The 26,305-nt window shown below is 73.0% G+C and carries 28 protein-coding genes, 3 tRNA genes and 1 CRISPR repeat array; of the genes, 5 read left to right on the forward strand and 26 right to left on the reverse strand.

Features of this window, described 5'->3' with window-relative positions; all coding sequences use genetic code 11:
- The 19 genes from G339_RS35980 to G339_RS0131315 form a co-directional block, all read right to left on the reverse strand.
- On the reverse strand, positions 1 to 365 hold a 365-nt coding region (locus G339_RS35980; RefSeq protein ID WP_033324921.1), incomplete at its 3' end, for a biotin carboxylase N-terminal domain-containing protein.
- 67 nt (positions 366 to 432) lie between these two features.
- Positions 433 to 903, reverse strand: coding sequence for a hypothetical protein (locus G339_RS35985; protein WP_019635000.1), 471 nt, complete (start codon positions 901 to 903; stop codon positions 433 to 435).
- A gap of 39 nt (positions 904 to 942) precedes the next feature.
- Positions 943 to 2,163, reverse strand: a complete 1,221-nt coding sequence (locus G339_RS0131235; RefSeq protein ID WP_019635001.1) for an NAD(P)/FAD-dependent oxidoreductase — start codon at positions 2,161 to 2,163, stop codon at positions 943 to 945.
- A 2-nt stretch (positions 2,164 to 2,165) separates the two neighbouring features.
- Positions 2,166 to 2,363 carry a ferredoxin gene (locus G339_RS0131240; protein WP_019635002.1) on the reverse strand — a complete coding sequence of 66 codons (198 nt, stop codon included), beginning with the start codon at positions 2,361 to 2,363 and terminating at the stop codon, positions 2,166 to 2,168.
- A gap of 35 nt (positions 2,364 to 2,398) precedes the next feature.
- Entirely contained in the window at positions 2,399 to 3,580 is a 1,182-nt protein-coding gene (locus G339_RS0131245; protein ID WP_019635003.1) for a cytochrome P450, read from the reverse strand.
- The gene (locus tag G339_RS39620; protein WP_019635004.1) at positions 3,577 to 4,392 is read right to left on the reverse strand and encodes an SDR family oxidoreductase; all 816 of its coding nucleotides are present in this window, start codon (positions 4,390 to 4,392) and stop codon (positions 3,577 to 3,579) included. The genes G339_RS0131245 and G339_RS39620 overlap by 4 nt, the downstream gene beginning before the upstream one ends.
- Positions 4,385 to 5,842, reverse strand: a complete 1,458-nt coding sequence (locus tag G339_RS39625; RefSeq protein WP_019635005.1) for an FAD-dependent monooxygenase — start codon at positions 5,840 to 5,842, stop codon at positions 4,385 to 4,387. Before G339_RS39625 ends, G339_RS39620 begins: the two co-directional genes overlap by 8 nt.
- A 1-nt stretch (position 5,843) precedes the next feature.
- A complete protein-coding gene (locus G339_RS0131260; protein ID WP_019635006.1) occupies positions 5,844 to 6,782 on the reverse strand; it encodes an aromatase/cyclase in 939 nt (312 codons plus the stop codon).
- Between the two features lie 17 nt (positions 6,783 to 6,799).
- Positions 6,800 to 7,591, reverse strand: coding sequence for a 3-oxoacyl-ACP reductase (locus G339_RS0131265; protein WP_019635007.1), 792 nt, complete (start codon positions 7,589 to 7,591; stop codon positions 6,800 to 6,802).
- Positions 7,592 to 7,625: 34 nt separating this feature from the next.
- Positions 7,626 to 7,892, reverse strand: a complete 267-nt coding sequence (locus G339_RS0131270; RefSeq protein WP_019635008.1) for an acyl carrier protein — start codon at positions 7,890 to 7,892, stop codon at positions 7,626 to 7,628.
- A gap of 34 nt (positions 7,893 to 7,926) precedes the next feature.
- Complete coding sequence (locus G339_RS0131275) at positions 7,927 to 9,186, reverse strand: ketosynthase chain-length factor (RefSeq protein ID WP_019635009.1); 1,260 nt, start codon at positions 9,184 to 9,186, stop codon at positions 7,927 to 7,929.
- Positions 9,183 to 10,451, reverse strand: coding sequence for a beta-ketoacyl-[acyl-carrier-protein] synthase family protein (locus tag G339_RS0131280; RefSeq protein ID WP_019635010.1), 1,269 nt, complete (start codon positions 10,449 to 10,451; stop codon positions 9,183 to 9,185). The genes G339_RS0131275 and G339_RS0131280 overlap by 4 nt, the downstream gene beginning before the upstream one ends.
- Positions 10,451 to 10,774, reverse strand: a complete 324-nt coding sequence (locus tag G339_RS0131285; protein WP_019635011.1) for a TcmI family type II polyketide cyclase — start codon at positions 10,772 to 10,774, stop codon at positions 10,451 to 10,453. The genes G339_RS0131280 and G339_RS0131285 overlap by 1 nt, the downstream gene beginning before the upstream one ends.
- A 28-nt stretch (positions 10,775 to 10,802) precedes the next feature.
- On the reverse strand, positions 10,803 to 12,269 hold the full coding sequence (locus tag G339_RS0131290) for an FAD-dependent monooxygenase (protein WP_019635012.1): 1,467 nt from the start codon (positions 12,267 to 12,269) through the stop codon (positions 10,803 to 10,805).
- Positions 12,270 to 12,492: 223 nt separating this feature from the next.
- On the reverse strand, positions 12,493 to 12,702 hold the full coding sequence (locus G339_RS0131295; protein WP_019635013.1) for an acyl-CoA carboxylase epsilon subunit: 210 nt from the start codon (positions 12,700 to 12,702) through the stop codon (positions 12,493 to 12,495).
- Positions 12,703 to 12,719: 17 nt separating this feature from the next.
- On the reverse strand, positions 12,720 to 14,324 hold the full coding sequence (locus G339_RS0131300; protein WP_019635014.1) for an acyl-CoA carboxylase subunit beta: 1,605 nt from the start codon (positions 14,322 to 14,324) through the stop codon (positions 12,720 to 12,722).
- A gap of 416 nt (positions 14,325 to 14,740) precedes the next feature.
- Positions 14,741 to 14,953 (reverse strand): MerR family transcriptional regulator, encoded by a 213-nt coding sequence (locus tag G339_RS0131305; RefSeq protein WP_019635015.1) that lies wholly within the window; start codon positions 14,951 to 14,953, stop codon positions 14,741 to 14,743.
- Positions 14,950 to 15,609 (reverse strand): hypothetical protein, encoded by a 660-nt coding sequence (locus G339_RS37270; protein ID WP_019635016.1) that lies wholly within the window; start codon positions 15,607 to 15,609, stop codon positions 14,950 to 14,952. The genes G339_RS0131305 and G339_RS37270 overlap by 4 nt, the downstream gene beginning before the upstream one ends.
- 545 nt (positions 15,610 to 16,154) lie before the next feature.
- Positions 16,155 to 17,768 carry an MFS transporter gene (locus G339_RS0131315; RefSeq protein ID WP_019635017.1) on the reverse strand — a complete coding sequence of 538 codons (1,614 nt, stop codon included), beginning with the start codon at positions 17,766 to 17,768 and terminating at the stop codon, positions 16,155 to 16,157.
- 112 nt (positions 17,769 to 17,880) lie between these two features.
- Here G339_RS0131315 and G339_RS0131320 point away from each other — a divergent pair, with 112 nt between their 5' ends.
- Positions 17,881 to 18,771: a MarR family winged helix-turn-helix transcriptional regulator gene (locus G339_RS0131320; RefSeq protein ID WP_019635018.1), complete on the forward strand. Its 891-nt coding sequence runs from the start codon at positions 17,881 to 17,883 to the stop codon at positions 18,769 to 18,771.
- Between the two features lie 22 nt (positions 18,772 to 18,793).
- Here the strand turns inward: G339_RS0131320 and G339_RS0131325 are convergent, their stop codons facing one another.
- From G339_RS0131325 to G339_RS40960, 7 genes are all read right to left on the reverse strand, one after another.
- Positions 18,794 to 19,093, reverse strand: coding sequence for a hypothetical protein (locus G339_RS0131325; protein WP_019635019.1), 300 nt, complete (start codon positions 19,091 to 19,093; stop codon positions 18,794 to 18,796).
- Between the two features lie 33 nt (positions 19,094 to 19,126).
- Positions 19,127 to 20,587, reverse strand: a complete 1,461-nt coding sequence (locus G339_RS0131330) for an aminotransferase class I/II-fold pyridoxal phosphate-dependent enzyme (RefSeq protein WP_019635020.1) — start codon at positions 20,585 to 20,587, stop codon at positions 19,127 to 19,129.
- A 38-nt stretch (positions 20,588 to 20,625) separates the two neighbouring features.
- Entirely contained in the window at positions 20,626 to 21,072 is a 447-nt protein-coding gene (locus G339_RS0131335) for a hypothetical protein (protein WP_019635021.1), read from the reverse strand.
- 92 nt (positions 21,073 to 21,164) lie between these two features.
- Positions 21,165 to 21,247: transfer RNA gene (locus G339_RS0131340), tRNA-Tyr, on the reverse strand.
- Positions 21,248 to 21,268: 21 nt separating this feature from the next.
- A tRNA-Leu gene (locus G339_RS0131345) sits at positions 21,269 to 21,342 on the reverse strand.
- Position 21,343: 1 nt separating this feature from the next.
- Positions 21,344 to 21,420, reverse strand: a tRNA-Leu gene (locus tag G339_RS0131350).
- Between the two features lie 177 nt (positions 21,421 to 21,597).
- On the reverse strand, positions 21,598 to 21,726 hold the full coding sequence (locus G339_RS40960) for a hypothetical protein (protein ID WP_019635022.1): 129 nt from the start codon (positions 21,724 to 21,726) through the stop codon (positions 21,598 to 21,600).
- A 9-nt stretch (positions 21,727 to 21,735) separates the two neighbouring features.
- Here G339_RS40960 and G339_RS40965 point away from each other — a divergent pair, with 9 nt between their 5' ends.
- From G339_RS40965 to G339_RS0131380, 4 genes are all read left to right on the forward strand, one after another.
- Positions 21,736 to 21,870, forward strand: a complete 135-nt coding sequence (locus tag G339_RS40965) for a hypothetical protein (RefSeq protein WP_019635023.1) — start codon at positions 21,736 to 21,738, stop codon at positions 21,868 to 21,870.
- 78 nt (positions 21,871 to 21,948) lie between these two features.
- Positions 21,949 to 22,692: an SDR family oxidoreductase gene (locus G339_RS0131365; protein WP_026341948.1), complete on the forward strand. Its 744-nt coding sequence runs from the start codon at positions 21,949 to 21,951 to the stop codon at positions 22,690 to 22,692.
- A 102-nt stretch (positions 22,693 to 22,794) separates the two neighbouring features.
- Complete coding sequence (locus G339_RS0131370; RefSeq protein ID WP_033324926.1) at positions 22,795 to 23,766, forward strand: quinone oxidoreductase family protein; 972 nt, start codon at positions 22,795 to 22,797, stop codon at positions 23,764 to 23,766.
- Positions 23,767 to 24,723: 957 nt separating this feature from the next.
- Positions 24,724 to 25,050: a CRISPR direct-repeat array (repeat unit 30 nt; unit sequence GTCCTCATCACCCTTGCGAGGGTTCGCAAC).
- A gap of 175 nt (positions 25,051 to 25,225) precedes the next feature.
- On the forward strand, positions 25,226 to 25,735 hold the full coding sequence (locus G339_RS0131380; RefSeq protein WP_157408131.1) for a GNAT family N-acetyltransferase: 510 nt from the start codon (positions 25,226 to 25,228) through the stop codon (positions 25,733 to 25,735).
- Positions 25,736 to 26,305 lie beyond the last annotated feature (570 nt).

Raw genomic sequence — 26,305 nt, forward strand, 5'->3', positions numbered from 1 at the left:
GCGATGTGGCGGGCCTGGACCTTGTCGCCCAGCGCGGTGATCGCGGCGGGCGGCGGACCGATCCACGTCAACCCCGCATCCCGCACGGCCGACGCGAAATCCGCGTTCTCCGCCAGGAACCCATAACCCGGGTGAACGGCGTCCGCGCCGGACTCGGCGGCGACCTTCAGCAGCTTGCCGATGTCCAGGTAGCTCTCGGCCGCGCTCCGGCCCTCCAGCGAGTACGCCTCGTCCGCGACGCGCACGTGCAGCGCGTCCAGGTCCGGCTCCGCGTAGACCGCGACACTCTCCAATCCCGCGTCGCGGCACGCGCGAACGATGCGGACCGCGATCTCGCCGCGGTTGGCGATCAGGACCTTGCGCACGATGGGTCTCCTCCCGCGTGGTCGAGACGGCCCGGACGGCGCGGCGGCGCGCCGTCCGGGCCGGGGTTCAGCAGCCCGACGACGACCAGCTCGTCCGGGTGAGGGACGAGGTCGCGTTGGTGGTGGCGAGCAGGTTCCCGGCCGCGTCGTAGATGGACGCGGGCCCGGACCCGGTGAACGCGTTCCAGCCGGGCTCGGTGTTGTCCTGCGTGACGTCCACCCACCCGCTGCCGTCGGTGAAGACCTCCTTCAGGTGGTAGGTGAACGTCCTCCCGCCGGTCTTGCTCCAGGTCCCGGTCCCGGCGCTGATCGGCGTCGTCAGGCAGACCTTCCCGCCCGCCGTGAAGGTGAGGTTGATCTGGTCGGTCTGCGTGCCGTGGGTGACGGTGCCCTGCCACTTGCCGACCGGGTCGGTGTAGCCGGTGGTGTCGGCGGACGCGACGCCGGTGAACGCGCCGCCAGCGAGCGCTGCGGCGGTCGCGGTGACGACGATCCGGCGGGTCAGGGACTTCTTCGTCGGGGAAAGGGTGGGGGACATCGGTGTCTTCTCCTTCGAGGGGGGTGAAGGCGGCCGGGTTCAGCCGACCGCCGCGCGCGCCGGGTCCAGGCGGCTCGCGGTGTACTCCACGGCATCGGGGAACGCCGCGCCCTGCCTGATCAGGGCGCGGTACCGCAGCGCGAGGGCGGGCCGGTCGAAGACCAGCGCGCCGGTGAGCCGGTCGTCCCGGCAGTAGAGGGCGGCGAAGCCCCCGCCGCCGGGGTCGCCGAAGCACTCGACGCGGTCGGCGTCCGGCACGCCGGAGAACTGGACGCGCGTCCCGTACAGGTCCGACCAGAAATAGGGGACGGTCGGGCAGGGCCGGGCGGCGGCGGGGTCGGCGGCGTTGCGGCCCGCGATGTCGCCCTGCTGGGCGGCCCCCGTCCAGTGCTCCAGCCGCATCCGCCGCCCGAACAGCGGGTTGCGCCAGCGGGCGACGTCGCCCGCCGCGTAGACGCCCGGCGCGGCGGCGAGGGTCTCGTCGCAGACGACGCCGTCCGCGAGTTCGAGGCCGGACCCGGCGAGCCAGTCGGTGGCCGGGACCGATCCGACGCCGACGACGACGAGGTCGGCCGGCAGGACGGTCCCGTCCGCCAGCCGCACCCGCTCGACCCGGCCGCGCCCCTCGACGGCCGCGACGGGCGCGCCGCAGCGCAGCTCGACGCCGTTGGCGGCGTGCAGGTCGCCGCAGAGCCGGCCCATCGGCTCGCCCACGGCCCGCGCGAGCGGCGTCGGCAGCGCCTCCACGACGGTGACGGGCAGCCCGCGCCTGCGCGCCGCCGCCGCGGCCTCGGAGCCGATGAACCCGGCCCCGACCACGACGGTGCGCGCGCCGTCGTCCAGCGCCCGGCGGATCGCGCGCGCGTCGTCCAGCGTCCGCAGCGTGTGGACGCCCGCGAGCGCGCCCGCGCCGGGCAGCGCGCGCGGCCGGACGCCGGTCGCGATGACGAGCGCGTCGTAGGGCAGGTCGGCCCCGCCGACGCGGACCGTCCGCCGGGCGGCGTCCAGCGCCGTCGCGGGCTCGCCGAGCAGCAGGTCCGCGTCCAGCTCGGCCGCGTACGACGCCGGGTCGCGGTGCAGCGGCGGCGCGGGCTCCGCGCCGCCGTGCAGGAACTCCTTCGACAGCGGCGGCCGGTCGTAGGGCGGGTGCGGCTCGGCGCCGACGAGCGTGACCGGGCCGGTGAACCCGGCCGCCCGCGCGCCCTCGACGGCCCGCAGCCCGGCGAGGGACGCGCCGACGACCACGAGGCGGCGCGCCACCGCTACGACTCGACCCGCAGCGCGCCGACCGGGCACGTGCGGGCCGCGTCCGCGACCGCCTCGATCTGCTCGGCGGGGACGGGCTCGGCGTCCTGCAGGACCATCAGCTCGCCCTCGTCGTCGAGCTGGAACATCTGGGGGGCCGCCTCCTCGCACAGGCCGTGGCCTTCGCAGCGGACGCGGTCGACGATCACCTTCACGACGGGTTCTCCTTCCGGTGGACGGGGCGGGGCGGTCAGGCGGCGTGGAACACGGCGGGCAGCTTCGCGATCCCGTGGATCGTGTTGTGCGGGCGCCACACCGCGTCGCCGACCTCGATCCGGCGGACCTTGCGGACGAGCGCGCCGAGCAGCGAGTGCCCCTCCAGCCGCGCCAGGCCCTGCCCGACGCAGCCGTGGACGCCGTGCCCGAAGCCGACGTGCCCGGCGGCGTCGGCGCGCCGGACGTCGAAGACCTCCGGGTTCGCCCAGCGCCGCTCGTCGCGGTTCGCCGACGCGTACAGCAGCAGCGCGCGGCTCCCCTCGGGGAGCTTGACGCCGCCGATCTCGTGGTCCTCGGTGAGCAGCCGGGAGAAGCCGCGGACCGGGGACTCGACCCGGATGACCTCGTTGAACGCGTTGGGGATGAGGCCGGGGTCGGCGCGCAGCGCGTCGAACGCCTCCGGGTGGGTGCCGAGCAGCCACAGCGCGCTGGACAGCGTCGCGATCGTGGTGTCCAGCGACGGGGTGAGGTAGTCCCCGAGCAGCGTCGGCAGGATCTCGCGGGTGATGGTGCCGTCCCCGGCGGCGTCCACGAGCTGCGCGCCCCAGCTCCCGGGGCAGAGCCGGCCGGGGACCGACATCTCGTTGAGGTAGCCGAGCATGCCCTGGAGGTCGGCGAACCCGGCGGTGGCGCGCTCGTTCATCGGGCCGAGCGCGTTGAACCCGGCCGCGGCCCAGGCCAGGAAGTGCTCGCGGCCCTCCTCGGGCCAGCCGAGCAGGTCCGGGACGAGGCCCAGCGGGAACGCCTGCGCGAAGTCGGTCACGCCGTCGAACTCGCCGAGGGCGACGAGCCGGTCGACCAGCTCGTCCGCGCGGCGCTGCACGTCCTCGCGGTGCTTGCGCAACGCGCGCGGCGTCAGCGGGCGGCCGACGACGCTCCGGATGTGGTCGTGGTACGGCGGGTCGCTGGCGATCGTGCTGCCCGCCATCACCTTGTTCAGGTCCTCGCTGAGGCCCACGCCGGTGCCGGACGCGAACGTCTCGTGGTCGTGCAGCGCCGCGTACACGTCGTCGTAGCGGGCGACCGCCCACACCTCGTGCGCCTCCAGCCAGACGGCCGGGCCGAGGTCGCGCAGTTCGCGGTACGGGCCGTACGGGGCGAGGACGGCCTCGTCGGTGTAGAGGTCGATGGACGAGCGCCGGATGGTCGTGTTCATGGGCGGGCCAACCACCTTTCGGGTTCGGGGTCGGGGACGGTGAGCCGGGCGCCGAGCAGCGTGCCGCCGGTCGCGTCGATCCACGCGCCGGTGATCCAGCGGGCGTCGGCGGAGGCGAGGAACGCCACGACGCCCGCGACGTCGGCGGGCTCGGCGAGCCGCCCGAACGCCGACAGTGCGGCGAGCCCGGCGCGCAGGCCGGGGGCCGAAAGCGCCGGGTCGCCGGTGTCGACGACGCCGGGCGCGACGGTGTTGACGGTGATGCCGCGCGGCCCGAGCAGCCGCGCGTAGTGCAGCCCGATCATCTCCAGCGCCGCCTTGGACATCGCGTGGACGACCTCGCGCGGGTTGGCGAACCGGGTCAGGCCGGTGGAGACGTTGACGATCCGGCCGCCGTCCGGGAGCACGTCCAGCGCCCGCCGCACGAGGAACAGCGGGGCGCGGGCGTTGACGGCGACGAGCCGGTCGAACACCTCCGGGGTGATGTCGGCGGGGTCCCGGTTGTCGGACATCGCGGCGTTGTTGACGAGGATGTCGAGCCGGTCGGTCCCGGTGCGGCGGCGCAGCGCCGCGCCGAGCGCGTCGAACAGGGCGTCGGCGTCGCCGGGGACGCCGAGTTCCGCCGCGACGGGGAACGCCGCGCCGCCCAGCGCCGCGATGTCGGCGGCGGCGCGGGCGGCGGCGGCCTCGTCGCCGGGCCGGTGGTGGACGGCGACGAGCGCCCCGTCGCGGGCGAGGCGTTCGGCGACGGCGCGGCCGATGCCGCGGTCCGCCCCGGTGACCAGGGCGGTGCGGCCGGCGAGTTCACCCATCGCCGCGGTCCCCGAACCAGCGGCGCAGCGCGGGGCGCGGGTCGGCCCCGGCCGCGTCGGCGGGCGCGGCCCACGCGACGTGGCCGTCCGGGCGGAGCAGGACGGCGCCGAGCCCGGCGAGCGGGCCGTCCGCGCGGGCCGCCGCGGTGACGACGTCCACGCGGTCGTTCCACTTCGCCCACGCGGCCGCGGCCCGTCCCGACAGGTCGAGCAGCACGCCGCGGCCCGGCCGCAGGAGCGCGGCGGTGCTCGTCGGGCCGTCGTCGGTGTCCAGCGGGGCCGGTTCGAGCCGCGTCCCGACGCGTTCGTCGTCGTCCGCGCCGTAGCGGACGTCGAGTCCCGTGATCGCGGACGCGAGCCGGGTCCGCGCGGACGGCAGCGCGAGGAGTTCGCCGAACAGCGCGCGGACCCCTTCCATCTCCGGCCCGCCGAGCAGCACCCGCGTCTGCGCGCGGATGTTCGACAGGACGCGCTCCCCGACCGGGTGCCGCTCGCCGTGGTAGCTGTCGAGCAGCCCGGCGGGCGCGTCGCCGCGGACCTCGGCCGCGAGCTTCCAGCCGAGGTTGAACGCGTCCTGCAGCCCGAGGTTGAGGGCCTGCCCGCCGACCGGCATCTGCGCGTGGGCGGCGTCGCCCGCGACCAGGACGCGGCCGTGCCGGTACCGCTCGGCCTGGCGGGAGACGTCGCCGAAGGCGTTCACCCACAGCGGCTCCCCCGCCGCGACGTCCTCGCCGGTGACGCGCTTCCACGCCGCCGCGACCGCCGCGAAGTCCGGTGAGCGGCCGCCGGGCGCGGCGGGCGCGCCGAACTCGTGGACCATGACGCGCGTGACGCCGTCCGGCCGCCTCGCCGCGACCGCCATGCCCCGGTCGAGGCGCTGGAAGCGGCGGTCCGGCACGTCGATCCCGGCGACGTCGGCGCGCAGCAGCCACTTCTCCTCGTCCGTCCCGGAGAAGGCGATCCCGGCCGACGTGCGGACGGTGCTGCCCTCCCCGTCGCACCCGACGACGTACGCGGCCGTCAGCCGCTCCGGACCGGCCGGCCCCTCGACCTCGACGGCGACGCGGTCGCCCCCGGGCACGACGCGGCGGACCCGCCGCGACCGGCGGACGTCCGCGCCGAGCCCCGCCGCCCACGCGCCGAGGACCCGTTCGGTGACGGTCTGCGGCACCTTCCACTGGCCGGGATACGGGGTGGCGAGCCCGCCGAGGTCGAGCGGGAGGCCGCCGAAGTGGCCGCGCGGGTCGTTCGGCGGGCTCCCGAGCGCGTCCAGCAGTCCGCGCTGCTCGAAGATCTCCATCGTGCGGGCGTGCAGCGTGGACGCGCGGGACTCGTCGGTCGGCGCGGCGAGCCGGTCCAGCACGACCGTCTCGACGCCGCCGAGCCGCAGCTCGCCCGCCAGCAGCAGCCCGACCGGCCCCGCCCCGACGACGATGACCTGGGCGTCCATGTCAGCGCCGGCCCTCGGCGTACTCCTTGGCGTGGCCGAGGGTCGCGAGGCTGTTGGTGCCGAGCGCGGAGCGCAGGAACTCGCGGGCCTCGGGGACGCCCGCGTCCGGCCCGAGCACGGCCGCGATGTTGGCGGTGTTGACGACGACCGTGTGCTGCGACGTCGCGGTCACCTTGTCGCCGTGCTGTTCCAGCGTCCACCGGCCGGTGTGCAGGGACATCAGCGCGGGCAGCGTGATCTGCTTGTAGACGATGGTGTGGTGCGGGAAGCAGACCCGGACGGACTTGGTGGTGTGCGTGGACCCGTCCTTGGCGCTGGTGTCCATCTCCAGTGTCTGGAGGCCGGGCGTGTCCTCGGTGAGGATCACCCGCGCGACGTGCGGCAGCCGCTCCTTCCACCGGCCCGCCTCGTTGATGTAGTCGTAGACGTCCTCGACGGACCCGTCCACCTCGACGGAGTCCTCGAACGACAGCGACAGCTCCGCCGCGCCGACCGCCTGCTCGGCGTTGGCCTTGAGCGCGGCCAGCTCCGAGCGGCTGTTGCGGTCGACGGCCTGCTCGATCCAGGCGAGGCCGTCGTCGTCGACGGCCGTGTAGTCGTGCAGCAGCCGGACCCGGCACCCGGCGTCGCCGCGCGGCTCGATGATCCAGGTGCCGCCCATCGACGCGACGGGCGGCGTGGACTTCTCCTGGCGGAACTCGACGCGCAGCGCGCCGGGGTCGAGGACGCGCCGGGACGTCCACGTCTTCGGCTCGCCGTTGGCCGTCGCCCAGATCTGGATGCGCTCGTTCGCGCCGTCCAGCGGCGTCCGCTCGACGTGGACGGTGGGCGGGAACATGCGCGGCCAGTTCTCGACGTCGGCGATGAACCGGTAGACGTCGGCGGCGGGCGCGCCGATCGTGATCTCGTGCTCGACCTCGCGGGGGGCGGTGTTCGGCATCCGCGTCGTCCTTCCTGTCAGAAGTTCCCGAGTCCGCCGCAGACGTTGATCGCCTGGGCGGTGATGGAGGCGGCGGTGTCGGTGACGAGGTAGCCGACGAGCCCGGCGACCTCCTCGGGCGTGGAGTAGCGGCCGAGCGGGATCTTGGCCTGGAACTTGGTCAGGACTTCCTGCTCGCTGGTGTCCCACGCCGCCGCGTAGCCCTCGCGGACGCGCTGCGCCATCGGTGTCTCGACGTAGCCGGGGCAGACGGCGTTGACGGTGATGCCGGTGGGGGCCAGCTCGTTGCCGAGCGCTTTGGTGAATCCGACGACGCCGTGCTTGGACGCCGAGTAGGGGGCACCGAGGACGACGCCCTGCTTGCCCGCCGTGGACGCGATGTTCACGACGCGTCCGGTGTCGCGCTCGCGCATCCCGCCGGTGGTCAGCACCTCGCGCGTCATGAGGAAGACGCTGTTGAGGTTGGTGTTGATGACGTCGAGCCACAGGTCGTCGGGGATGTCGGCGGTGACGCCGCCGCCGCTGCGCCCGGCGTTGTTGACCAGGACGTCCACCGGCCCGTACCGGTCGACGGCGGCGCGCACGAACCGCCGGACGTCCTCGGCGGACCGCACGTCGCAGGTGGTGCCGTCCACCTCCAGCCCCTCGTCGCGGAGCTGCTTGACGGTCACCTCGACGGACTCGGCGCCGCGCGCGCACAGGAAGACGCGGTGGCCCTGCTCGGCGAGGAGCCGGGTGACGGCGAGCCCGATGCCGCTCGTCGCGCCCGTGACGAGCGCGACCTTGGCCGTTGTCGTTTCCGCTGTCATGTCTCTCCTTCGTTCGGGTGGGATCGCGTCCGCGTCAGACGGCGGCGGCCTGCGCGAGGCGTTCGTTGACGACGTCGAGCAGCGCGCGCGGCGTCGGGGACTCGGCGACGGTGGAGTCGTCCAGCTCGATCCCGTGGTCGCGCTCGATGCGCCCGGCGGTCTCCAGCAGGGCGAGGGAGTCGTAGCCGAGCTGCGCGAACTCGGTGTCCAGGACGTCGGTGGCCCCGGCGATCTCCTCGCTGTCCCCGGCGGCGTCGCGCAGGATCTCCAGCAGGTCGTCGAGGGTGAGCTTGGTGGCCATCTGCGTGTTTCCTCTCGGCGTTTCGGTGGCGGGTTCAGTCGGCGGCGCGGACGACGAGCGCGGAGTTGAAGCCGCCCTCGCCGCGCGCGAGGACCAGCGCGGTGCGCAGCGCTGCGGGGCGCGGCGCGCCGACGACGAGGTCCAGCCCGTGCGCGGGGTCGGGTTCGACGTTGACGGTCGGCGGGATGACGCCGTCCCGCAGCGCGAGGAGCGCGGCGACGACGTCGAGGGACGCGGCCCCGGAGTACAGGCGGCCGGTCATGGTCTTGGGCGCGGTGACGGGGACGCCGCGCGGGCCGAACACCGCGCCGATCGCGGCGGACTCGGCCCGGTCGAGGTCGGGCGCGCCCGCCGCGTCGGCGAACACGACGCCGATGTCGCCGGGTTCGGCGCCCGCGTCGCGCAGCGCCAGCTCGATCGCGCGGCGCAGGCCGGGCTCGCGGCCGCTGCCCGGCCGGGGGTCGAACGTCGCGGCGTACCCGGCGATCTCGCCGTAGCCGCGCACGCCGCGCTCCCGGGCGGACTCGACGTCCTCCAGGATCAGCAGCGCGCCGCCCTCGCCGGGGACGTGCCCGGCCGCGTCGGCGTCGAACGGCAGGTAGGCGCGCGCCGGGTCGTCGGCGGTGCTGAGCCGCCCGCCCGCGAGCTGCGCGACCCAGCCCCACGGGCACAGCGACCCGTCCACGCCGCCGGACACGATGATCCGGCTGCCGCGCCGGATCTGGCGGCAGCCCTGCGCGAGCGCGTCGAGGCCGCCCGCCTGGTCGCTGACGACGACGCCGCTCGGCCCGCGCATCCCGTGCCGGATCGAGATCTGGCCGCTGTTGACCGCGTAGAACCAGGCGAACGACTGGTAGGCGCTGACGTACTGGCTGCCCTTGGCCCACAGGTTCGCCAGTTCGCCCTGGCCGAACTCGAACCCGCCGGACGAGCTGGCGGTGACGACGCCCATCTCGTACTCGGGCAGCTCGGCCGGGTCGAGCCCGGCGTCCTCCAGCGCCCACGCGGCGGCGACGAGCGCGAGCCGCGTCATGTGGTCGGTCTGCGGGATGAGGCGGCTCGGCAGGTGGTCGGCGGCGACGAAGCCGGGGACCTCCCCGGCGAGCCGCGCCGGGTACCCGTCCGGGACGAACCGGGTGATGCGGTCGATGCCGCTCTCCCCCGCGAGCGTGGCCTTCCAGAACGCCTCGGTGCCGAGCCCGTTGGGCGCGGTGACGCCGACGCCGGTGATGGCCGCGCGCAGCCCGGTTCCGGCCGCGCCCGGCGCGGGCAGCGGGAGGACGGACGCGTTCACGCGGCCTCCCGGTCCGGATCGGCGAGCACCATCGCGCTCTGGAACCCGCCGAACCCGCTCCCGACCGTCAGGACGGTGTCGGTGCGCCACTCGCGCGCGGTCAGCGGCACGTAGTCCAGGTCGCACTCGGGGTCGGGCGTCCGCAGGTTCGCGGTCGGCGGGACGACGTCGTGCTCGATGGCCAGGGCGCTCGCGGCGATCTCGATGGAGCCGATCGCGCCGAGCGAGTGCCCGATCATCGACTTGATCGAGCTGACCGGGACCTCCCGGGCGCGCTCGCCCAGGCTCCGCTTGAACGCGGCGGTCTCGTGCCGGTCGTTCTGCTTGGTGCCCGAGCCGTGCGCGTTGATGTAGTCGACGTCGGCGGGCGCGACGCGCGCCTGGTCCATCGCGACGCGGATCGCCTCGGCCATCTCGCGGCCGTCCGGCCGCAGCCCGGTCATGTGGAAGGCGTTGCAGCGCGACGCGTACCCGGCGATCTCCGCGTAGACGTGCGCGCCGCGCGCCCGCGCGCGCTCCAGCTCCTCCAGCACGAACACCGCCGAGCCCTCGCCGAGGACGAACCCGTTGCGGGTCGCGTCGAACGGGCGGGAGGCGCTGTCGGCCTCGTCGTTGCGGGCCGTCGTCGCCTTGATCGCGTCGAAGCACGCCATCGTGATCGGGGAGATCGGCGCGTCCGTCGCCCCGGCGATCATGACGTCCGCGGAGCCCTCGCGGATCAGCTCGCCGGCGTGCCCGACCGAGTCGATCCCGGACGTGCAGCCCGTCGAGACGACCGCGGCCGGGCCCTCCGCGCCGACCGCCCACGCGACCTCGGCCGCGAACGAGCTGGGGACGAAGTAGTTGTAGAGGTGCGGGACCGCGTACCGGTGGTCCACCAGGTGCAGCCGCCCGCCGTCGCTGACGACGCGGTACTCCTCGTCGAGCCCGGTCGTCGCGCCGACCGCGCTGCCGATGGTGACGCCGGTCCGCTGCGGGTCCAGGTCGTCGGCCTCCAGCCCGCTGTCGGCGACCGCGTCGCGCGCCGCGACGAGCGCGAGCTGCGCGGCGCGGTCGGTGCGCCGGATCTCCTGCGGCGTCAGGCCGTGCGCCTCCGGGTCGAAGTCGATCTCGGCGGCGACGCGGGACCGGAACGGCGACGGGTCGAAGAAGGTGATGCCGCGCGTCGCCGTGCGCCCGTCCGTCAGCAGCGTCCAGAAGTCCTTGGTGCCGGTCCCGCCCGGGGCCAGCACACCGATGCCGGTGATCGCGACTCGCCGTGCCATCATGCGCTCCAGTGGTAGAAACGGTGGGCCATCGCGTCGGCGGGCGACCGCCACGTGGCCGGGTCGTAGGCCTCGATGAAGGGTTTGAGGTCGGCGCTGATGCGCTGGAAGGCCGGGAGGGTCTTGGCCTCCTCGATGGCCTCGCCGCCGTGCTCGCCGTCGAAGTCCTGCAGGTGGAAGTACAGGCCCTTGTAGGTGAAGAGCTCGCGGCGGCGCGTCCCCATCAGGCCGGGCATCTCGGTGGCGTCGAAGTCGGCGAAGAGCCGCGCGACGTCGCTCTCGTGGCCGGGCTCCATGCGCGCGACGATCAGGGTGCTGTGCATCGGTTCCCTCGTTTCGGTGGGTGGGGTCTCAGCGGGCGGGCGCGCCGAACCAGCGCGCCAGCGCGGGGGCCGGGTCGCCGCCGCCCGGCGACGTCCACGCGATGTGGCCGTCCGGCCGGACGAGCAGCGCGGCGGTCCCGTCCAGCGGGCCGCCGGGGCCGCGCGGGACGGCGGTGACGGTCCGGACGCGGTCCGCCCACGGCGCGGCGGCGGCGCGCAGCGCGGCGTCGTCGGCGGCGTCGAGCAGGTAGCCGCGCCCGTCGCGGAGCAGTTCGACGGTGCTCGTCGGCCCCGACCCGGCGAGCAGCCCGACGGGCGGGACGCGCATCCCGAGCAGCGGATGGTCGCCCGGCCCGACGTCGTAGCGGACGTCCAGGCCGCTCACCATCCCGGCGAGGTGGCGGCGGACCTCGGTCTCCGCCATCAGCCCGGCCAGCACCGACCGCAGCGGCTCGACGTCCGCGCCGCCGAGGAACAGCGTCCCCTGCGCCCGCGTGTTGGCCAGCAGCCGCGCGCCGACCGGGTGCCGCTCGGCGTGGTAGGTGTCCAGCAGGCCGGGCGGCGCCCAGCCCCGGGCCTCGGCGGCGAGCTTCCAGCCGAGGTTCATCACGTCCTGCACGCCGGTGCTGAGGCCCTGCCCCCCGGCGGGCAGGTGGACGTGCGCCGCGTCGCCCGCGATGAGGACGCGGCCGCGCCGGTACTCGGTGACCTGCCGGGTCGCGTCGCCGAACGCGCTGACCCAGCGGGCGTCGGCCGCGCCGATGTCCTCGCCGGTGATGTGCTTCCACGCCCCGGCGACCTCCGCGAACGGCGGCGGCCCGGCCCGCCGGTCGCGGGCGGGGACGCCGCGCGGGCAGACGATGACGCGGTGGTACCCGTCGCCGAGCGGCGCGGACATCACCATGCCGTTGGGCAGCCGCTCTCCGAGCGGGCGCGGCCGCAGGTCGGGCCCGGCGACGTCGGCGAGGTACATCTCCATCGTCGCCTCGGTGCCGGGGAAGGCGAACCCGGCGAGGCGGCGCGCGGTGCTGCGGCCGCCGTCGCACGCGACGAGCCACGGCGCGCGCAGCGCCGCGGCGCCGTCCGGGCCGGTCACGTGGGCGGTGACGGCGGTGCCGTCGTCGTCCAGGCCGGTCAGCTCGACGCCGCGCCGGACGTCCGCGCCGAGCCGCGTCGCCCAGTCCTCCAGAATGCGCTCGATGCGCGCCTGCGGGACGCCGCGCAGCCCGAAGTGGGCGCCCTCGAGCACCCGGTAGTCGAAGTTGATTCCGCCGAAGTGCCCGTGCGGGCTGATCTGCGCGTCGCCGAACTCGGGCAGCAGCCCGCGCTGGTCGAACAGTTCCATCGTGCGCGCGGTGAAACCGAGTCCGCGCGATTCTCCGGACGGTTTCTCCAGGCGTTCCACGACGATGGTGTCGATGCCCGCCAGGCGCAGTTCCGCGGCGAGCGTCAAACCGCTCGGACCGGCGCCGACGATGATGACGGCAGCGTCCATGACATTCTCCCCCGATGGGATCGCCGACGACCGCGCACCGCGCATGACGTGCGCGGACGCGGTGGCATTCGGCAGTGGGAAGGAAAAGCGGAATCGGCCGGAAAGGCCCGATCAGCGTTCGGGCACACGTCGGCCGCCGGAAAAAGCGTGACACTTTCCACGCCGCCCGGTCAAGGGTTCTCCCGATGCGGCGAAAATCACACCGGCGGCCGCGTGGGGAAACTCAGGAGATCTTCTGCCAACTGTGCGCGCAGCGGAATCCGAAACTCCTTTCCAGGCGCGTCCAGCCCGCGGTGGAGCGGGCCGCGCGCGCGGCGCGGCGGTCGCGGAACGCGGCGGCGCGGGCGGTCGCCGCGCGCGCCAGCACCACGGCGACGACGGCGGCGGTCTCCTCGGCGCTCAGCGCGCCCTTCTCGATGCGGATGTCGTCCACGAGGTCCCCTCTCAAGGTCACTGCGGCGGGTTGCCGTGCTTGCGGGCGGGCAGGTCGGCGTGCTTGGCGCGGAGCATGGCGAGCGACCGGACGAGCACCGACCGCGTGTCGCGCGGGTCGATGACGTCGTCGGTGAGCCCGCGCTCGGCGGCGTAGAACGGGTGCATCAGCTCGGCGCGGTACTCCTCGATCCGCCGCGCCCGCACCTCCGCCGGGTCGGCGGCGGCGGCGATCTCCCGCCGGAAGATGACGTTCGCCGCGCCCTCCGCGCCCATGACCGCGATCTCGTTGCCGGGCCAGACGAACGACAGGTCCGCGCCGATCGACCGCGAGTCCATGACGATGTACGCGCCGCCGTACGCCTTGCGCAGGATGACCTGGACGCGCGGGACGGTCGCGTTGCAGTACGCGTACAGCAGCTTCGCGCCGTGCCGGATGATCCCGTGGTGCTCCTGGCCGACGCCGGGCAGGAAGCCGGGCACGTCCACCAGGCTGACCAGCGGGATGTTGAACGCGTCGCAGAACTGCACGAACCGCGCGGCCTTCTCGCTGGCGTCGATGTCCAGGACCCCGGCCAGGTGCGCGGGCTGGTTGGCGACGAACCCGACGACGTGCCCGTCCAGCCGGGCGAGCGCGCACACGACGTTCGCCGCGTACGCGGGGTGGACCTCGAAGTAGTCGCCGTCGTCGACGATCTCCGCGAGGACGGCCCGCACGTCGTAGGCCCGGTTCGGGTCGGCCGGGACCAGGTCGGCGAGCGCGTCGCAGGGCCGGTCGGCCGGGTCCGCGGGCGGCCGGACGGGCGGCAGCTCGCGGTTGTTGGCGGGCAGCATCGACAGCAGGTAGCGGACGTCCTCCAGGCACGCGGCCTCGTCGTCGTAGGCGAAGTGCGCGACGCCGGACGTCGCCGCGTGGACGTCCGCGCCGCCCAGCTCGTCGTGCGTGACGCGCTCCCCGGTGACGGCCTGGACGACGTCGGGCCCGGTGATGAACATCTGCGAGATGTCCCGGACCATGAACACGAAGTCGGTGAGCGCGGGCGCGTAGGCCGCGCCGCCCGCGCAGGGTCCGAGCATGACGCTGATCTGCGGGATCACCCCGGACGAGCGGGTGTTGCGGCGGAAGATCCCGCCGTATCCGGCGAGCGCGGTGACGCCCTCCTGGATGCGCGCGCCCGCCCCGTCGTTGAGGCTGACGAGCGGCGCGCCCACGGACGCGGCCATGTCCATCAGCTTGTGGATCTTCTCGGCGTGCGCCTCGCCCAGCGCGCCGCCGAAGATCCGGAAGTCGTGCGCGTAGACGAAGACGGTCCGGCCGTGGACGGAGCCCCAGCCCGCCACGACGCCGTCGGTGTGCGGGCGGCGGCGCTCCAGGCCGAAGCCGGTGGCGCGGTGCCGGCGCAGCGGTTCGAGTTCGGTGAACGTCCCCTCGTCCAGCAGCAGGTCGACGCGCTCGCGCGCGGTGAGCTTGCCCTTGCCGTGCTGGCGGCGGGTGGCGTCGGGGTCGCCGTCGCGCAGCGCCTGTTTCGCGCGCGCCAGGTCGGACCGCGGGTCGGACGGCGGGTCGGCCGCCGGCGGGGGCGCGGCGGATTCGGGGACGACGGTCTCTTCGGTGATGCTCACGGATTCGCGCTCCCGGATGGTGGTGGTCCTCGGCCGCGCGCGGTGTTCGGGCGCGCGGACGGCTCGGGCGCCCGCCGGTGGCGGACGCCCGAGGAACTGCTGATCACAGGAGGATGCGCCTTTTCTGCAAGGCCGGTGGCGGTGCGGCGGCGGTGTTCGCCGCGCTGGTCCGCCGGCGGGGCCGGGACACGACCTGGGAAAAGTCGCTCCGGGCACACTTCGCCCGCCGGAAGAAAGCGTGACATCGGCGGTGCCGCACTGTCAACACGCTCCCCCGAACTTCTGCGGTATTTCACTCGGTGAATCGGAGGAAATACGAAGAGTAGGTTCCGAAACGATGTGGAAACATATTCAGAATCAGTCTTTAACACCCCGTTCGCCGACTGCCGGGCGCGGTCGCCGGACAAGCCGTTCGGCTAGCTTTCGGATTGCTCGCGGTATTGCGCTTCCCCCCGCTCGGCCGCGATTTCCATGAGTTCGTCGACGTCGTATTCGGCCCGGCCCGGACTCCCGTACCGGGCGAGCTTTCCCCTGCTGGCCCACTTGCGGATCGTGGCCTCCGACACGCCCACGGCGAGAGCCGCGAGCTGCGTCGGCACGGTCCGGCGCGGGCGCGCGCCGGTGCTCACGAGCCCGCTCCCCCGCGGACCCGACCGGCACGTTCCATCCGGCGGGCGAGCAGCAGCCACTGGTGGGCGTGCCACACGTGCCCCGCGCCGCACCGCGCCTCCCCCGGCGGCCGGTCCCCGCGGTCGCCGACGTCGGCGGTGACGGTGGCGTCGCAGCCCTGCCGGCCGCACCGGCCGAGCGCCAGCCGGGCCGCCCGGTCCGGCGCGGCCGCCCGCCGCGCCGCCCGGCTCACCGCCGCGACCTCGCCGACCAGGTCGGCGGCGGCGGGGTGGGCCAGCAGCCAGTCCAGGTGCCGGACCAGGAAGACCGCCAGCGCGCGGACCGCGCGCGGCGGCGGCGCGACGGCCCGCTCGTCGGCGACGAGCGCGGCCCAGCTCGCCAGGACGCTGAGGATCTCCGCCCGCGCCGCGACGACGGGCTCGGGCAGCGACAGCCCGAGCGGCCGGGTGCCGCCGACCCGTTCGCGCGGGGACCGGGACGGATGGGCGAGCGCGGTGCCGCACTCGTCGTAGAGGGCGGGGAGCCGTTCGAGCGCGCCGCGGAGCCGGTCGCGGCACGCCGCGCAGACGCGGAGCCCGGGAGCGGTCCCGCTCCGGCACCGCCGTTCGTCGGCCCCGGGTCCGCAGACCGGGGCCGCGCATGACTGTGTTCGCATTCGCACACCACCTGGTGGTCGGTCGACGTTTTCGTCGTCTGGCGGGTGACCGCGCCCCGGTCTTCGGAACATCGGCCGCCGCCGGTCCGAATACCTGGTCACACGGTTGCTCGGCCGTGCGCAACGGCGGGGTGGGAGGCGCCGCACGGCTGAGTGATAATGGCCCTGACCAGCTTTTCAGCTAGTAAATGGAGGTTGTAATGTTCACAGCCGACGTACGACTAGTAGTAAGCATGAGCCCACCGTCGTATGTCAACACCCGCCCCTGGGGGCCGGGGTCCGGATTCGGCCAGCGGCCGAACCTTCCGGCGAGACCGTGAAAACCTCTCGTGACCTGCGCGTGCAATGCGCCGCGACAATGGCCGCACAACGACCCGGTTCGACATATTCCCAGTTAAGGGACGTCACGAAATGCGCGGTGTGAATTACGCGACAGTGCGGCCGCGCCGGCGTCCCGGCGCGGCCGTCCCGACACACGCCGAATGGCCCGCGCGGTGCCGCGCGGGCCAGTCGGTCGCCGCCTCAGGGGGCGGTCGGGGGTCGGATCAGGGGCGTTCCGCCGTCCGCGCCCCGTGATCGGGGACGCCGTTGGGGGAACCACCGTTGACGGTCCCGTCCGGCACCGTGGCGGCCGCGCCGTTCGGCGCGCCCTGCGGCGGCCGGCCGGGCGGGGGGACGAAGTCCTTCTTGCGGATCAGCGCGAAGGACGCGACCGCCGCGACGAGCGCGATGACCGCGCCGACGAGGAGGATCGAGTTCAGCCCGTCGATCGCGCCCGCGCGGGCCGCCGCCGCGATCAGCGGATCGCCCTTGCCGTGCGCCGCGCCCGCCGCGCCGGACGAGCCGCCCATCCCGTCGGCGATGCTCTGCGCCCGGTCGGCGAGCCTGGTCCCGGCGAGCTTGTCCACGACGGTGTCGCGGAGCTTGGACGTGTAGAGGGTGCCGAGGACCGCGATGCCGGTGACGATGCCGACCTGCCGGAACGTCGAGTTGATGCCGGACGCCATGCCCGCCCGCGTCACCGGCACGACGCCGACGGCGGTAGAGGCGAGCGGGACCGTCACCATGCCCGAGCCCGCCCCGGCGATGATCATGCCCGGGATCAGGTGCGTCCAGCTCGACCCGGTCTCGATCCCCCGCATCAGGAACAGTCCGCCGCCGACCAGCAGGAAGCCGACGCCGATCATCGCGCGGACCGGGACGGTGTGCGAGAGCCGTCCGGCGGCCGTCGAGGCGACGAACATGGCGGCCGTGAGCGTCAGGAAACGCGTACCGGTCTGCACGGCCGAGTAGTGGAGCTGGCCCTGCATGTAGAGGACGAGGAAGGTGAACAACGAGAAGATCGACGCCGACAGCGCGAACGCCGCGATGAGCCCGCCGGAGAACGTCGGCTTGCGCAGCAGCGACAGGTCGAGCATCGGCCGCCGCTGGAGCAGTTCGACGACGAGGAACGCGGCGAGCAGCACCGCCCCGCCCGCCAGGCTCCACACGACGCGGTTCTGGCCCCAGCCGTCGCCCGCCTCGATGAGCCCGTAGGTCAGCAGCGCGAGCCCGCCGGAGAAGGTGACGAACCCGAGCCAGTCGGGCCGCGAGGCGTGCGGGTCCTTGGACTCCTCGAGCTTGGTGAGCGTCACGATGATCGCCGCGACGCCGACCGGGATGTTGACGAAGAAGATCCAGCGCCAGTCGATCCCGCTGGTGAGCAGTCCGCCCAGCACCGGGCCGACCGCGACGCCCAGCCCGCTGACCGCGCCGTAGACGCCGAACGCGACGCCCCGGTCCTTGCCGCGGAACGCGTGGCCGAGCAGCGCGAGCGACGTCGCGAACATGATCGCGCCGCCGATGCCCTGGCCCGCCCGCGCGATGCTGAGGAACAGCGGCCCGTTGGCCAGGCCGCACAGCAGCGACCCGAGGGTGAAGATCCCGGTGCCGGCGGCGTAGAGCGCGCGGCGGCCGAGCAGGTCCGCCAGCGATCCGGCGGTGAGCAGGCCCGCCGCGAGGGTCAGCGCGTAGGCGTCGATGACCCACTGGAGGTCGGACAAAGACGACGAGAAGTCCTGCTCGATGTCGGGCAGCGCCACGTTCACGATCGTGACGTCGAGCAGGAGCATGAAGACCCCGACGACCACCGCCGTCAGCGTCCACCACTTGCGTTCCATCCGGTCCCCTCAACTCGTCCACGGTGACGCGACCCGACGCTAACATCACCCACCTTAATCGTCAACGCGCTTAATGGTTTCAGTGCTTTGCTACTCTGGGTCGCGAGGTGACATGACGAACCACAGCGACCCCGCCCCCCGCATCGAGCCCCGGCTCGCCGGCTACACCGGGTATCTGGCCCTGCCCGCCACCCAGCGCGCCACCGGCCTCGGCATGGACTCGGTCCCGCCCGGCCGCCACCCCCGCGACCTGGCCGTCCTCCTGCTGCTCGCGGACGCGGGGCCGCTCTCGCAGGCGCGCGCGGGCGAGGTCCTGCGGCTGAACCGCACGATCATGGTGAAGATCGTCGACGGGCTGGAGGACGCCGGGCTCGTCGTCCGCGAGCGCGACGCCGCCGACCGCCGCCGCAACGCCGTCCGGATCACCGAGGCGGGCCGCGCGACGATGGCGTCGATGTACGAGGGCATGCGGCGCGCCGAGAAGGTGCTGACCGAGCCGCTCACCGCCGCCGAGCACGAACGGCTGAACCGCCTGCTCCGGCTGGTGATCCCCGACCTGGCCGCCGCGCTGCCCGAGGCCGTCACCGGCCGGACGGGGTTCCTGCTCGCCCGCGTCCACCGGCGGCTGCGCGACGAGAGCGACGACGCGCTGCGCGGCCTCGGCCTGGAGCCGCGCCACCTGGGCGTCCTGGCCGCGCTCGAACGCGCGCAGCCCTGCTCGCAGCAGCGCCTCGCGGGCTGCATGGGCGTCAGCGGGCCGGCGGTCGTCCGGTCGATCGACGAGCTGGACGCGGCGGGCCTGCTGCGCCGCGAGCGCAGCGCGACCGACCGCCGCGAGCACGTGCTGGAGATGACGCCGCTCGGCGCGGCGCGGTTCGCCGACGCGCTCGGCGCGCTGGACGACGTCCAGCGGTCGCTGGCCGAGCGCGTCGGCAAGGAGGAGCTGGCCGAACTGAACGGCCTGCTGGTCGCGCTGACCGGCGCCCGGCCCGCGGGCGACTAGACCGGCGGGCCGGGCGGGCGGGTCAGGTCCGGCCCGCGAGCCGGTCGATGATCTCGGTCTGGACGTAGTCCTGCAGCGCACGGCCGCGCAGCGGCGCCTCCACGACGGTCACGCCCCGTTCCTTCGCGTCCGCGCGCAGCCTCACCCGCGACGGTTCCTCGACGCCGCCGCCGATCACCAGCAGTTCGACGCCGCCGTCCGCGAGCGCGGCCAGCGCCGCCTCGTCGGTCGGGGCCCCGGCCGCCTCGACGCCGCTGGCCCGCACGGCCCCGACGACCAGGTCGACGACCTGCGGCCCCCGGCCGATCACGTACACCGACATTCGGTCACCTCCCACGTGTCGTTCCCGAGCTTGTCATTCTGCAACGACGCGGAGCGTCCGCAATGAGGGATCGGCCGCATCGGGCGCGAGCATCCCGGCGGGCGGCCCGCTGGCCAGATAGTCCAGCACCGCGCCGGTGATGAGTTCGCCGGGCGCGAGGACGGGGACGCCCGGCGGATAGGGGCTGACGAGTTCCGCAGCCACCCGCCCGGCCGCCTTCCCGACCGGGATCTGCTCGGTCGGCCCGAAGAACGCGTCGCGCGGCAGCATGACGGTGCGGAGCTGGAGGGTGTCCGGGGCCGGGAGCCGGATCTGCGGCTGCGGGTCGATGCGTTCGTGCTCGTCGACGAGTCGGCGCAGCGCGTCGAGCAGCCGCGCCTCGGTCTCGTCGTCGTCGGCGTGGGTGAGGCGCGCGTTGACGCGGCACTGGTCGGCCGCGCCGACGTCGATGTGGCACGCTGCGCGCAGCCATTCGGCGGCCTGCATGCCGCTGACGCCGAGGCCCCGCACGTCCACGGTGACGGCCAGCGGGTCGAGGTCGGCCGCGCCGCCCGGCCCGACGGTCTCGCGGCCCATGACGCTCAGGCCCGGCAGCCCGTCCACCGCCGCCCGGACGCGTCCGGCCCGCGCCAGCGCCGCGTCGAGCAGCGCGCGGCCCTGCTCGGCCATCTGCCGCCGCCAGCCGTCGAGCGAGGCGTAGACCAGCGATGACGCGCTGGTGGTGCCGAGCAGGTCCTCGCGCTGCTTGAGGACGTCCGGATCGACCCGGTCGCCCTGCAGATGGAACACCGAGCTCTGCTCGATGGCCCCGCCCATCTTGTGGACGCTCGTCACCACCAGGTCGGCGCCGCACGCCATCCCCCAGGCGGGGAGATCCGGATGGAACGGAAGGTGCGCGCCCCACGCCTCGTCCACGATGAGGGGGACGTCGCGGGCGTGGCAGAGTTCCGCGATGCGCGCGATGTCCGCGCAGCCGCCCCAGTCGGTCGGCGTGATCAGCAGCATCCCCTTGGCGTCGGGGTGCTCGTCCAGCGCGCGTTCGACGTCGTCGGGCTGCGGCGGGTGCGCCAGGTGCAGGTCCGGGTCGAAGCGCGGGTGGACCCACACCGGGTCCGTCCCGTTGATGATCACGCCGGAGACGACGGACTTGTGCGCGTTCCGGGAGATCAGCAGCTTCTCCCCGGGACCGGCCACCGCGAGCATCGCCGTCTTGACCGACAGCGAGCTGCCGCACGTGGAGAAGAACGACCGCTCCGCGCCGACCGCGTCGGCCATGAGGGCCTGCGCCTGGTCGAGGACGCCCCGCGACTCGCGGCGGTCGTCGAGGCCGTTGAGCATCAGCACGTCGGCGGCGAACATCCCCGGTCCGAGGACGTCCAGGACGCGGGGATCGACCCCGCGCCCCTGCTTGTGTCCGGGCGGCCCGTACACCACGTCCCCGCGTTCGCGGAACTTCGTCAGGGCTTCCAACACGGGCGTCCGGGAGTGGTCCATGCACCGCCGACTACCCCGGTGCTCCGTCGGAAAACGATTCAGTCCGGCGTGTACGTCGCGGCCATCAGCGCGATGACGGCCCCGAAGAGGACCACGCAGAGGAATGTCACGATCCAAACCGTGCTGACGACGTCGGTCTTGACCTCCGCGTCGGGGTTCTCGCGCCGCGCCAGGTAGTCGCGGACCATGCGCCCCCGCACCGGGTACAGCGCGAGCGGAATGGCGACGAAGACGACGCTGTAGAGGAACAGGATCTCCGCCGTCCGCTCGGGCCGGAGCAGGTTCACCCCGAGGATCGCCGCGCAGAGCACGGGCGTCATCCCGTAGAGCAGCACGCGGCCCTTGGAGCGCTGCTGCTTCATCTCGGCGCGGACGTCGGGCGGGAACTCGACGCCGACCGCCAGCAGGCGGAGCCCCGCCACGAAGAAGACCGTGGCCCCGACCGCGACGATCCACCACCGCGAGTCCGGAATCGAGAACAGCATCGTGCCCGCTTTCGCCAAACAATCCGGGAATCACGGTATCCGACGCCGCGACCTGCGGCGGAGTTCGCGGACGGCATGATCTTTCGCCTGGGTGGGGCGGGCGGGATTCGAACCCGCTCAGCGCTGGGCACCTGCTTTACAGGCAGGCTCGACTCTCCCGCGTCGACGCCGCCCCTCGGATGGGAGACCGCTCTCGTACCCCCGGCGGGATTCGAACCCGCAACCTCCCGGCCCTCGACCGGACGCCTCTACCCATTGGGCTACAGGGGCATGGTGCGGCTCCCGGGATTCGAACCCGGAACGTCCATCTCCTGAGGATGGCCCCTCTGCCGGTTGGGGTAGAGCCGCGCGCTTGGCCGGAACGGCGTCGTCCGGTCCGCGCGGCCGAGAAGTCAGGAGCGGGGATATCGGCCGGAGACGAGGGACGACGCCTTGGTCAGTCGTAGCTTCACGGCGTCCTCCTTCCGGATCTCGCGGTCGCCGACGTCCCTAACGGTGCCAGGCGGCGAACCACGACGCAACGGATTAAATCCCCCGGCCGCCGGTCAGCAGGGAGCGCGTGCGGGCGGGCGCGTGTTCGGGCAGCTCCGCGAGGACGTCCGCGAGCGGCGAGTCCGCGAGGCTCCGCCGCCACGCCTCGTGCGCGGTCGCCATTCTCGCCGCGTGTTCCGGCACTCCTCCGGCGACAGCGCGCCCCGGCCCTGCTGGCGGATCTCCCGGCACTCGTACGGCGAGGACGGGCCGTCGACCGCCTCGACGATGTCCAACAGCGTGATCTCCGCGGCGGGCCGGCCGTAGTGCTGCGCGAGTTGGGCCGCCGACGCGGTGGCTAGAGTCGCCGGGCAGTCCGCACGAGAGAAGGTCACCATGCGAAACCTGCGCATCGCCGTCGCCGGAGCCACCGGGAACATCGGCGCGCTCACCGTCGCCGCACTGGAGCGGGCGGGCCACGACGTCGTGCGGATCAGCCGCTCGCTCGGCGTGGACCTGGCGACCGGCGACGGCCTGGCCGCCGCGCTGGCCGGGGTCGACGCGGTCGTGGACGTCACCAACATCCCGGCGGCCGACCGGGACGAGGCCGTGGCCCTGTTCGGCGCGGCGACCCGGAACCTGCTGGCCGCCGAGGCCCGCGCCAGGGTGCGGCACCATGTGCTGCTGTCGATCATCGGCGTCCAGCGGATGGAGCTGAACGCGCACTACGCGGGCAAGCGCGAGCAGGAACGCCTTGTTTCCGAGGGTTCCGTGCCGTGGACGATCGTTCCCGCGGCGCAGTTCCACGACTTCGCCGCGATGATCACCGGCTGGACGGAGCAGGACGGCGTCGCGACGCTCCCGCCGCTGCTCGTGCAGCCCGTCGCACCGGGCGACGTCGCGGACGTCCTCGCCGAGATCGCGGCCGGCGAGCCGCTGGGCCGCTACCGCGACGTCGCCGGTCCCGAGCCGCAGGACCTCGTGGACATGGCGCGCCGCACCAACGACGCGCGGGGCCGCGCGGTCCGCCTGGTCCCGACGTGGTCGTCGGTGTTCGACACGACGGCGGCGGGAAACGCGCTGCTCCCCGGCCCGGACGCCCGCCTGGCGCCGACGACCTTCGACGCGTGGCTGGCGACGCAGAGCTGACCCGTCGGCAATCGTTCGGTCTAGCGCGGTTCATCCCCCGTCGACCGTCGCGCGGGACGGGGTAGGCCCGAACCGTCCCGCACGACGACGGAGGGGAAACGCATGCCGCCCGCGCCCGCCACGATGACCGCGCTGTTCGGAGGAACGGGACCGGACTGGGAGATCCGCCGAACGCCCGTCCCTTCTCCAGCTCCTGGCCAGGTGCTCGTCCGCGTCCACGCGGCGGCCCTGAACAACGGCGATCTGGCAATGCTCACCGGGGACGGTAAGGAGTACATCGCGGGCTTCGAATTCGCCGGCCGAATCACTGCCCTGGGCGCGGGCGCCGAGGGAACGATCGACACCCGCGTGATGGGTACCAGCCCCGCGAGCTTCGCCGAATACGTCCTAGCCGACCACCGCCACGTCATCCCGATTCCGGACGCCTTGGACGACACGGAAGCGGCCGCCCTCCCCACCGGCCTACTGACCGAACACGGCGCACTGACTCTGGCCGGTTTCCAATCCGGCCACACGGTCCTCATCACGGGCGCGACATCCGCGATCGGCCTGATCGGCATCCGCATCGCCCGCACGCTGGGCGCACGCAACATCCTCACGACCACCCGAACGTCCGCCCGCCGAGACCTGCTGATCGAGGCCGGAGCAGACCAGGTCATCGTGACGTCCGACGACGACCTGACGCGAACGGTCCTGGAATCCACCAACGACGAAGGCGCGAACATCGTCCTGGACCACGTGGGCGGCGACACTTTCGCCGCCTGCCTCCCCGCGACGGCCACGGACGGCGCGATGGTCAACATCGGCCGCCTGGGCGGAACGACGGCAACGATCGACCTGGACACCCTCTCCTACCGCCACGTACGCGTAAGAGGCGTGTCCTTCGGCTTCTCCCGCCCGGCAGAACTAGGCGAAATCCTGACGACGGCAGCGACGAACCTGTCCCCCGCCATCGCAGACGGCCGAGTCCGAGCGGTAATAGACGGCACATGGCCTTTCAACCAGGCCACCCAAGCCCTGGCCCGCCTACGAGACGGCCAGGCAAGAGGCAAGGTCGTCCTGACACTCACCTGAACACCCGATCGCTTTTCAAAGCTCGAACGCCCGAGCCACCGAAGCCTCGACGTCTTCCTCACTCATGGTCCTGTCCACCTCGATACCCCGAAGCCCCAACCGCCCGAGTTCCTCGCGAAGCCACCCAACGAACAACCGCTCACGCTCAGCAAGATTCCGTTCAGCCCGCCCAGGATCACTGGTCCGAGCAAGAAACCCACCCCCCAACCCAACCCGCCGACGAAGTGCCACGGACCGAAACTCAGCAGTAGGCAACAACCAAACAGCCCGCCCAGCCACCCCGAGCAACGGCTCGACCAACCCCGGCAACAACCGAAACCCCTCGACGACAACACAGGTATCCCGAGGCAACCGAAGCAAGTCCTCAACAATGAACTCGAAACCCTCCCCCCGAAACCAGTGGAACGTCTCGAACATGACCTCCGGCGACCGCTCCACCCACCGCTCATCCATAGTCATACGAATGAATGCATGCAAGAACGGAGCATCCTCCACAGAAGCCCGCCCAGCATGCTCCCGCATAGAGGCATCCGTAGAATAAACCCGCCATCCATACCGCTCAGCAAGCCGCCTAGCAACGGTGGACTTCCCCGCCCCACTCCCACCCCCGACCCAATAAACATGCCCCAACCGCGAAGCAATTTCATCCATCCCACACCCCAAAACACCCGACCCCGACACGATGCCTGCCCTTCCCCACCCGCCACGACTGACCAGGACCGGCCGGAACCTAGACCACCACCCAAACACCACCCGCTCCAACTAACGTGCCACCACACCCACACCAAGCTTGCACGACCACAACCCAACCCAAGACGACAATCAGTGGCCAACCGAACACGCCGAACCCCGGATCGCAGCGAACCTCCCGGGATTCCCGCAAAACCGGAGGTCTGCTGCAAAACGCGGCTCCCTCCGCCACCTCTAGCCACCAGCGACCTGCGGCTTTACCCTGGGGTCCTCATCACCCTTGCGAGGGTTCGCAACGGAAGGGGTTGAAGAACTCGACTCCCGGCGCGTACGGTCCTCATCACCCTTGCGAGGGTTCGCAACCCGACCTCGAGGACGCCGAGTACGAGGACGCCGACGTCCTCATCACCCTTGCGAGGGTTCGCAACGTGTGCAGCGACCCGAGACCCTTCCGGTACTGTCAGGTCCTCATCACCCCTGCGAGGGTTCGCAACAGGGCTGGGGTCACCCCTGCGAGGGTTCGCAACACATCTCCCCGATGACGAATCCGGACGGGCTGATCCGTCCTCATCACCCTTGCGAGGGTTCGCAACATCACCGCGACGACCAACCGCGCCGCCGTGGCCGGTCGGGGTCGCGCCCCTGCGAGGGTTCACAACCCCAAGCACCGCCCGGCGGTCGCCCGCTGCCATCTTCTGAACACCCAACGTCAGGTGGCCTGGCCTGCTTGGCTGGGGTGATGGTCATCTACTACCTTTCCGCTCCGCGCATGGATCTGGTGCAGGCGTTCCGGGAGGCGCAGGCCGACTACGAGCGGGGCGACGGCGCACCCGATGGCGAGGGGCTTGCGCTGGACGAGCTGAAGCGCGGCACGATGCGCGGCTTCGTGGAGAGCCAGGCCGCCGGAACCAGCATGCGGCGCGGCGTCCGGCCGACGATGGCGGGCATGGACCTGTGGTGGTGCCGAGCGCGACTGGGCAAAGCCACCGACGTCATCGGCCGCGTGGCTTTCCGCCACGATCTCGCCCCCGCCCACTACGACAGCGGCGGACAGCTCTGGGTGTCGATCCGCCCGTCCTTCCGAGGCAAGGGCCACGGCCTCCGGCTGCTGCTCGCCGCCCTCGAACAGGCCCCCGGCAAGGCCCTCCGCGCCCCGATCATCGTGGTCCGCGACGACAACCCCGCAGCCCTCGCCATCGTCCAGACCGCGACCAGACTGGTCGGCGGCGAAATGATCTGGCACCGCTCCGGCCGCCGAGCATTCCGCTTCAACATCTGACCAATCCGGCCCGACTCAGAACCCACCACACCCACCCACCACTGCCCGCCCCCACTAACGTGCCACCAGGACCAAAAAGCGAAAACGACAACCAGGCCCTAACCCCCACGAAGCACCAAAAGACCACCCACGACACACGACGACTCTCAGTAACCAGCCGAACACGGTGAACAGCGAAATGCAGCGAACCTCCAAGGGGTTTCTGCACAACCGGAGGTCCGCTGCAAAACACAGCCCCCTCCGCCGCCCCTAGCCGTCAGCGACCTGCGGCTTTACCCTGGGGTCCTCATCACCCTTGCGAGGGTTCGCAACGTCGCGCGCCGGACGACGTGGACGGCCGTCTGCTGGTGTTCTCATCACCCTTGCGAGGGTTCGCAACGGCGGACCGTCGCGACGGTCCTGGCGGACCTGGTCCTCATCACCCCTGCGAGGGTTCGCAACTACCTGCCCGGCGTCACTCAGCTCCCCACCAACACGTCCTCATCACCCCTGCGAGGGTTCGCAACGCGCACAACCGGACGAGCCGGTCGGCGGCGCGCTCGCCTGTCCTCATCACCCCTGCGAGGGTTC

The sequence above is a fragment of the Actinomadura atramentaria DSM 43919 genome (assembly GCF_000381885.1).
GTDB classification, from domain to species: domain Bacteria; phylum Actinomycetota; class Actinomycetes; order Streptosporangiales; family Streptosporangiaceae; genus Spirillospora; species Spirillospora atramentaria.

Coding starts and splice junctions, on each gene's coding strand:
- G339_RS35985 (WP_019635000.1), bottom strand. CDS start 903: ATGTCCCCCACCCTTTCCCCGACGAAGAAGTCCCTGACCCGCCGGATC.
- G339_RS0131245 (WP_019635003.1), bottom strand. CDS start 3,580: ATGAACACGACCATCCGGCGCTCGTCCATCGACCTCTACACCGACGAG.
- G339_RS39620 (WP_019635004.1), bottom strand. CDS start 4,392: ATGGGTGAACTCGCCGGCCGCACCGCCCTGGTCACCGGGGCGGACCGC.
- G339_RS39625 (WP_019635005.1), bottom strand. CDS start 5,842: ATGGACGCCCAGGTCATCGTCGTCGGGGCGGGGCCGGTCGGGCTGCTG.
- G339_RS0131260 (WP_019635006.1), bottom strand. CDS start 6,782: ATGCCGAACACCGCCCCCCGCGAGGTCGAGCACGAGATCACGATCGGC.
- G339_RS0131265 (WP_019635007.1), bottom strand. CDS start 7,591: ATGACAGCGGAAACGACAACGGCCAAGGTCGCGCTCGTCACGGGCGCG.
- G339_RS0131270 (WP_019635008.1), bottom strand. CDS start 7,892: ATGGCCACCAAGCTCACCCTCGACGACCTGCTGGAGATCCTGCGCGAC.
- G339_RS0131280 (WP_019635010.1), bottom strand. CDS start 10,451: ATGGCACGGCGAGTCGCGATCACCGGCATCGGTGTGCTGGCCCCGGGC.
- G339_RS0131285 (WP_019635011.1), bottom strand. CDS start 10,774: ATGCACAGCACCCTGATCGTCGCGCGCATGGAGCCCGGCCACGAGAGC.
- G339_RS0131290 (WP_019635012.1), bottom strand. CDS start 12,269: ATGGACGCTGCCGTCATCATCGTCGGCGCCGGTCCGAGCGGTTTGACG.
- G339_RS37270 (WP_019635016.1), bottom strand. CDS start 15,609: ATGCGAACACAGTCATGCGCGGCCCCGGTCTGCGGACCCGGGGCCGAC.
- G339_RS0131315 (WP_019635017.1), bottom strand. CDS start 17,768: ATGGAACGCAAGTGGTGGACGCTGACGGCGGTGGTCGTCGGGGTCTTC.
- G339_RS0131320 (WP_019635018.1), top strand. CDS start 17,881: ATGACGAACCACAGCGACCCCGCCCCCCGCATCGAGCCCCGGCTCGCC.
- G339_RS0131325 (WP_019635019.1), bottom strand. CDS start 19,093: ATGTCGGTGTACGTGATCGGCCGGGGGCCGCAGGTCGTCGACCTGGTC.
- G339_RS0131330 (WP_019635020.1), bottom strand. CDS start 20,587: ATGGACCACTCCCGGACGCCCGTGTTGGAAGCCCTGACGAAGTTCCGC.
- G339_RS0131335 (WP_019635021.1), bottom strand. CDS start 21,072: ATGCTGTTCTCGATTCCGGACTCGCGGTGGTGGATCGTCGCGGTCGGG.
- G339_RS40960 (WP_019635022.1), bottom strand. CDS start 21,726: ATGGCGACCGCGCACGAGGCGTGGCGGCGGAGCCTCGCGGACTCGCCG.
- G339_RS0131370 (WP_033324926.1), top strand. CDS start 22,795: ATGCCGCCCGCGCCCGCCACGATGACCGCGCTGTTCGGAGGAACGGGA.
- G339_RS0131380 (WP_157408131.1), top strand. CDS start 25,226: ATGGATCTGGTGCAGGCGTTCCGGGAGGCGCAGGCCGACTACGAGCGG.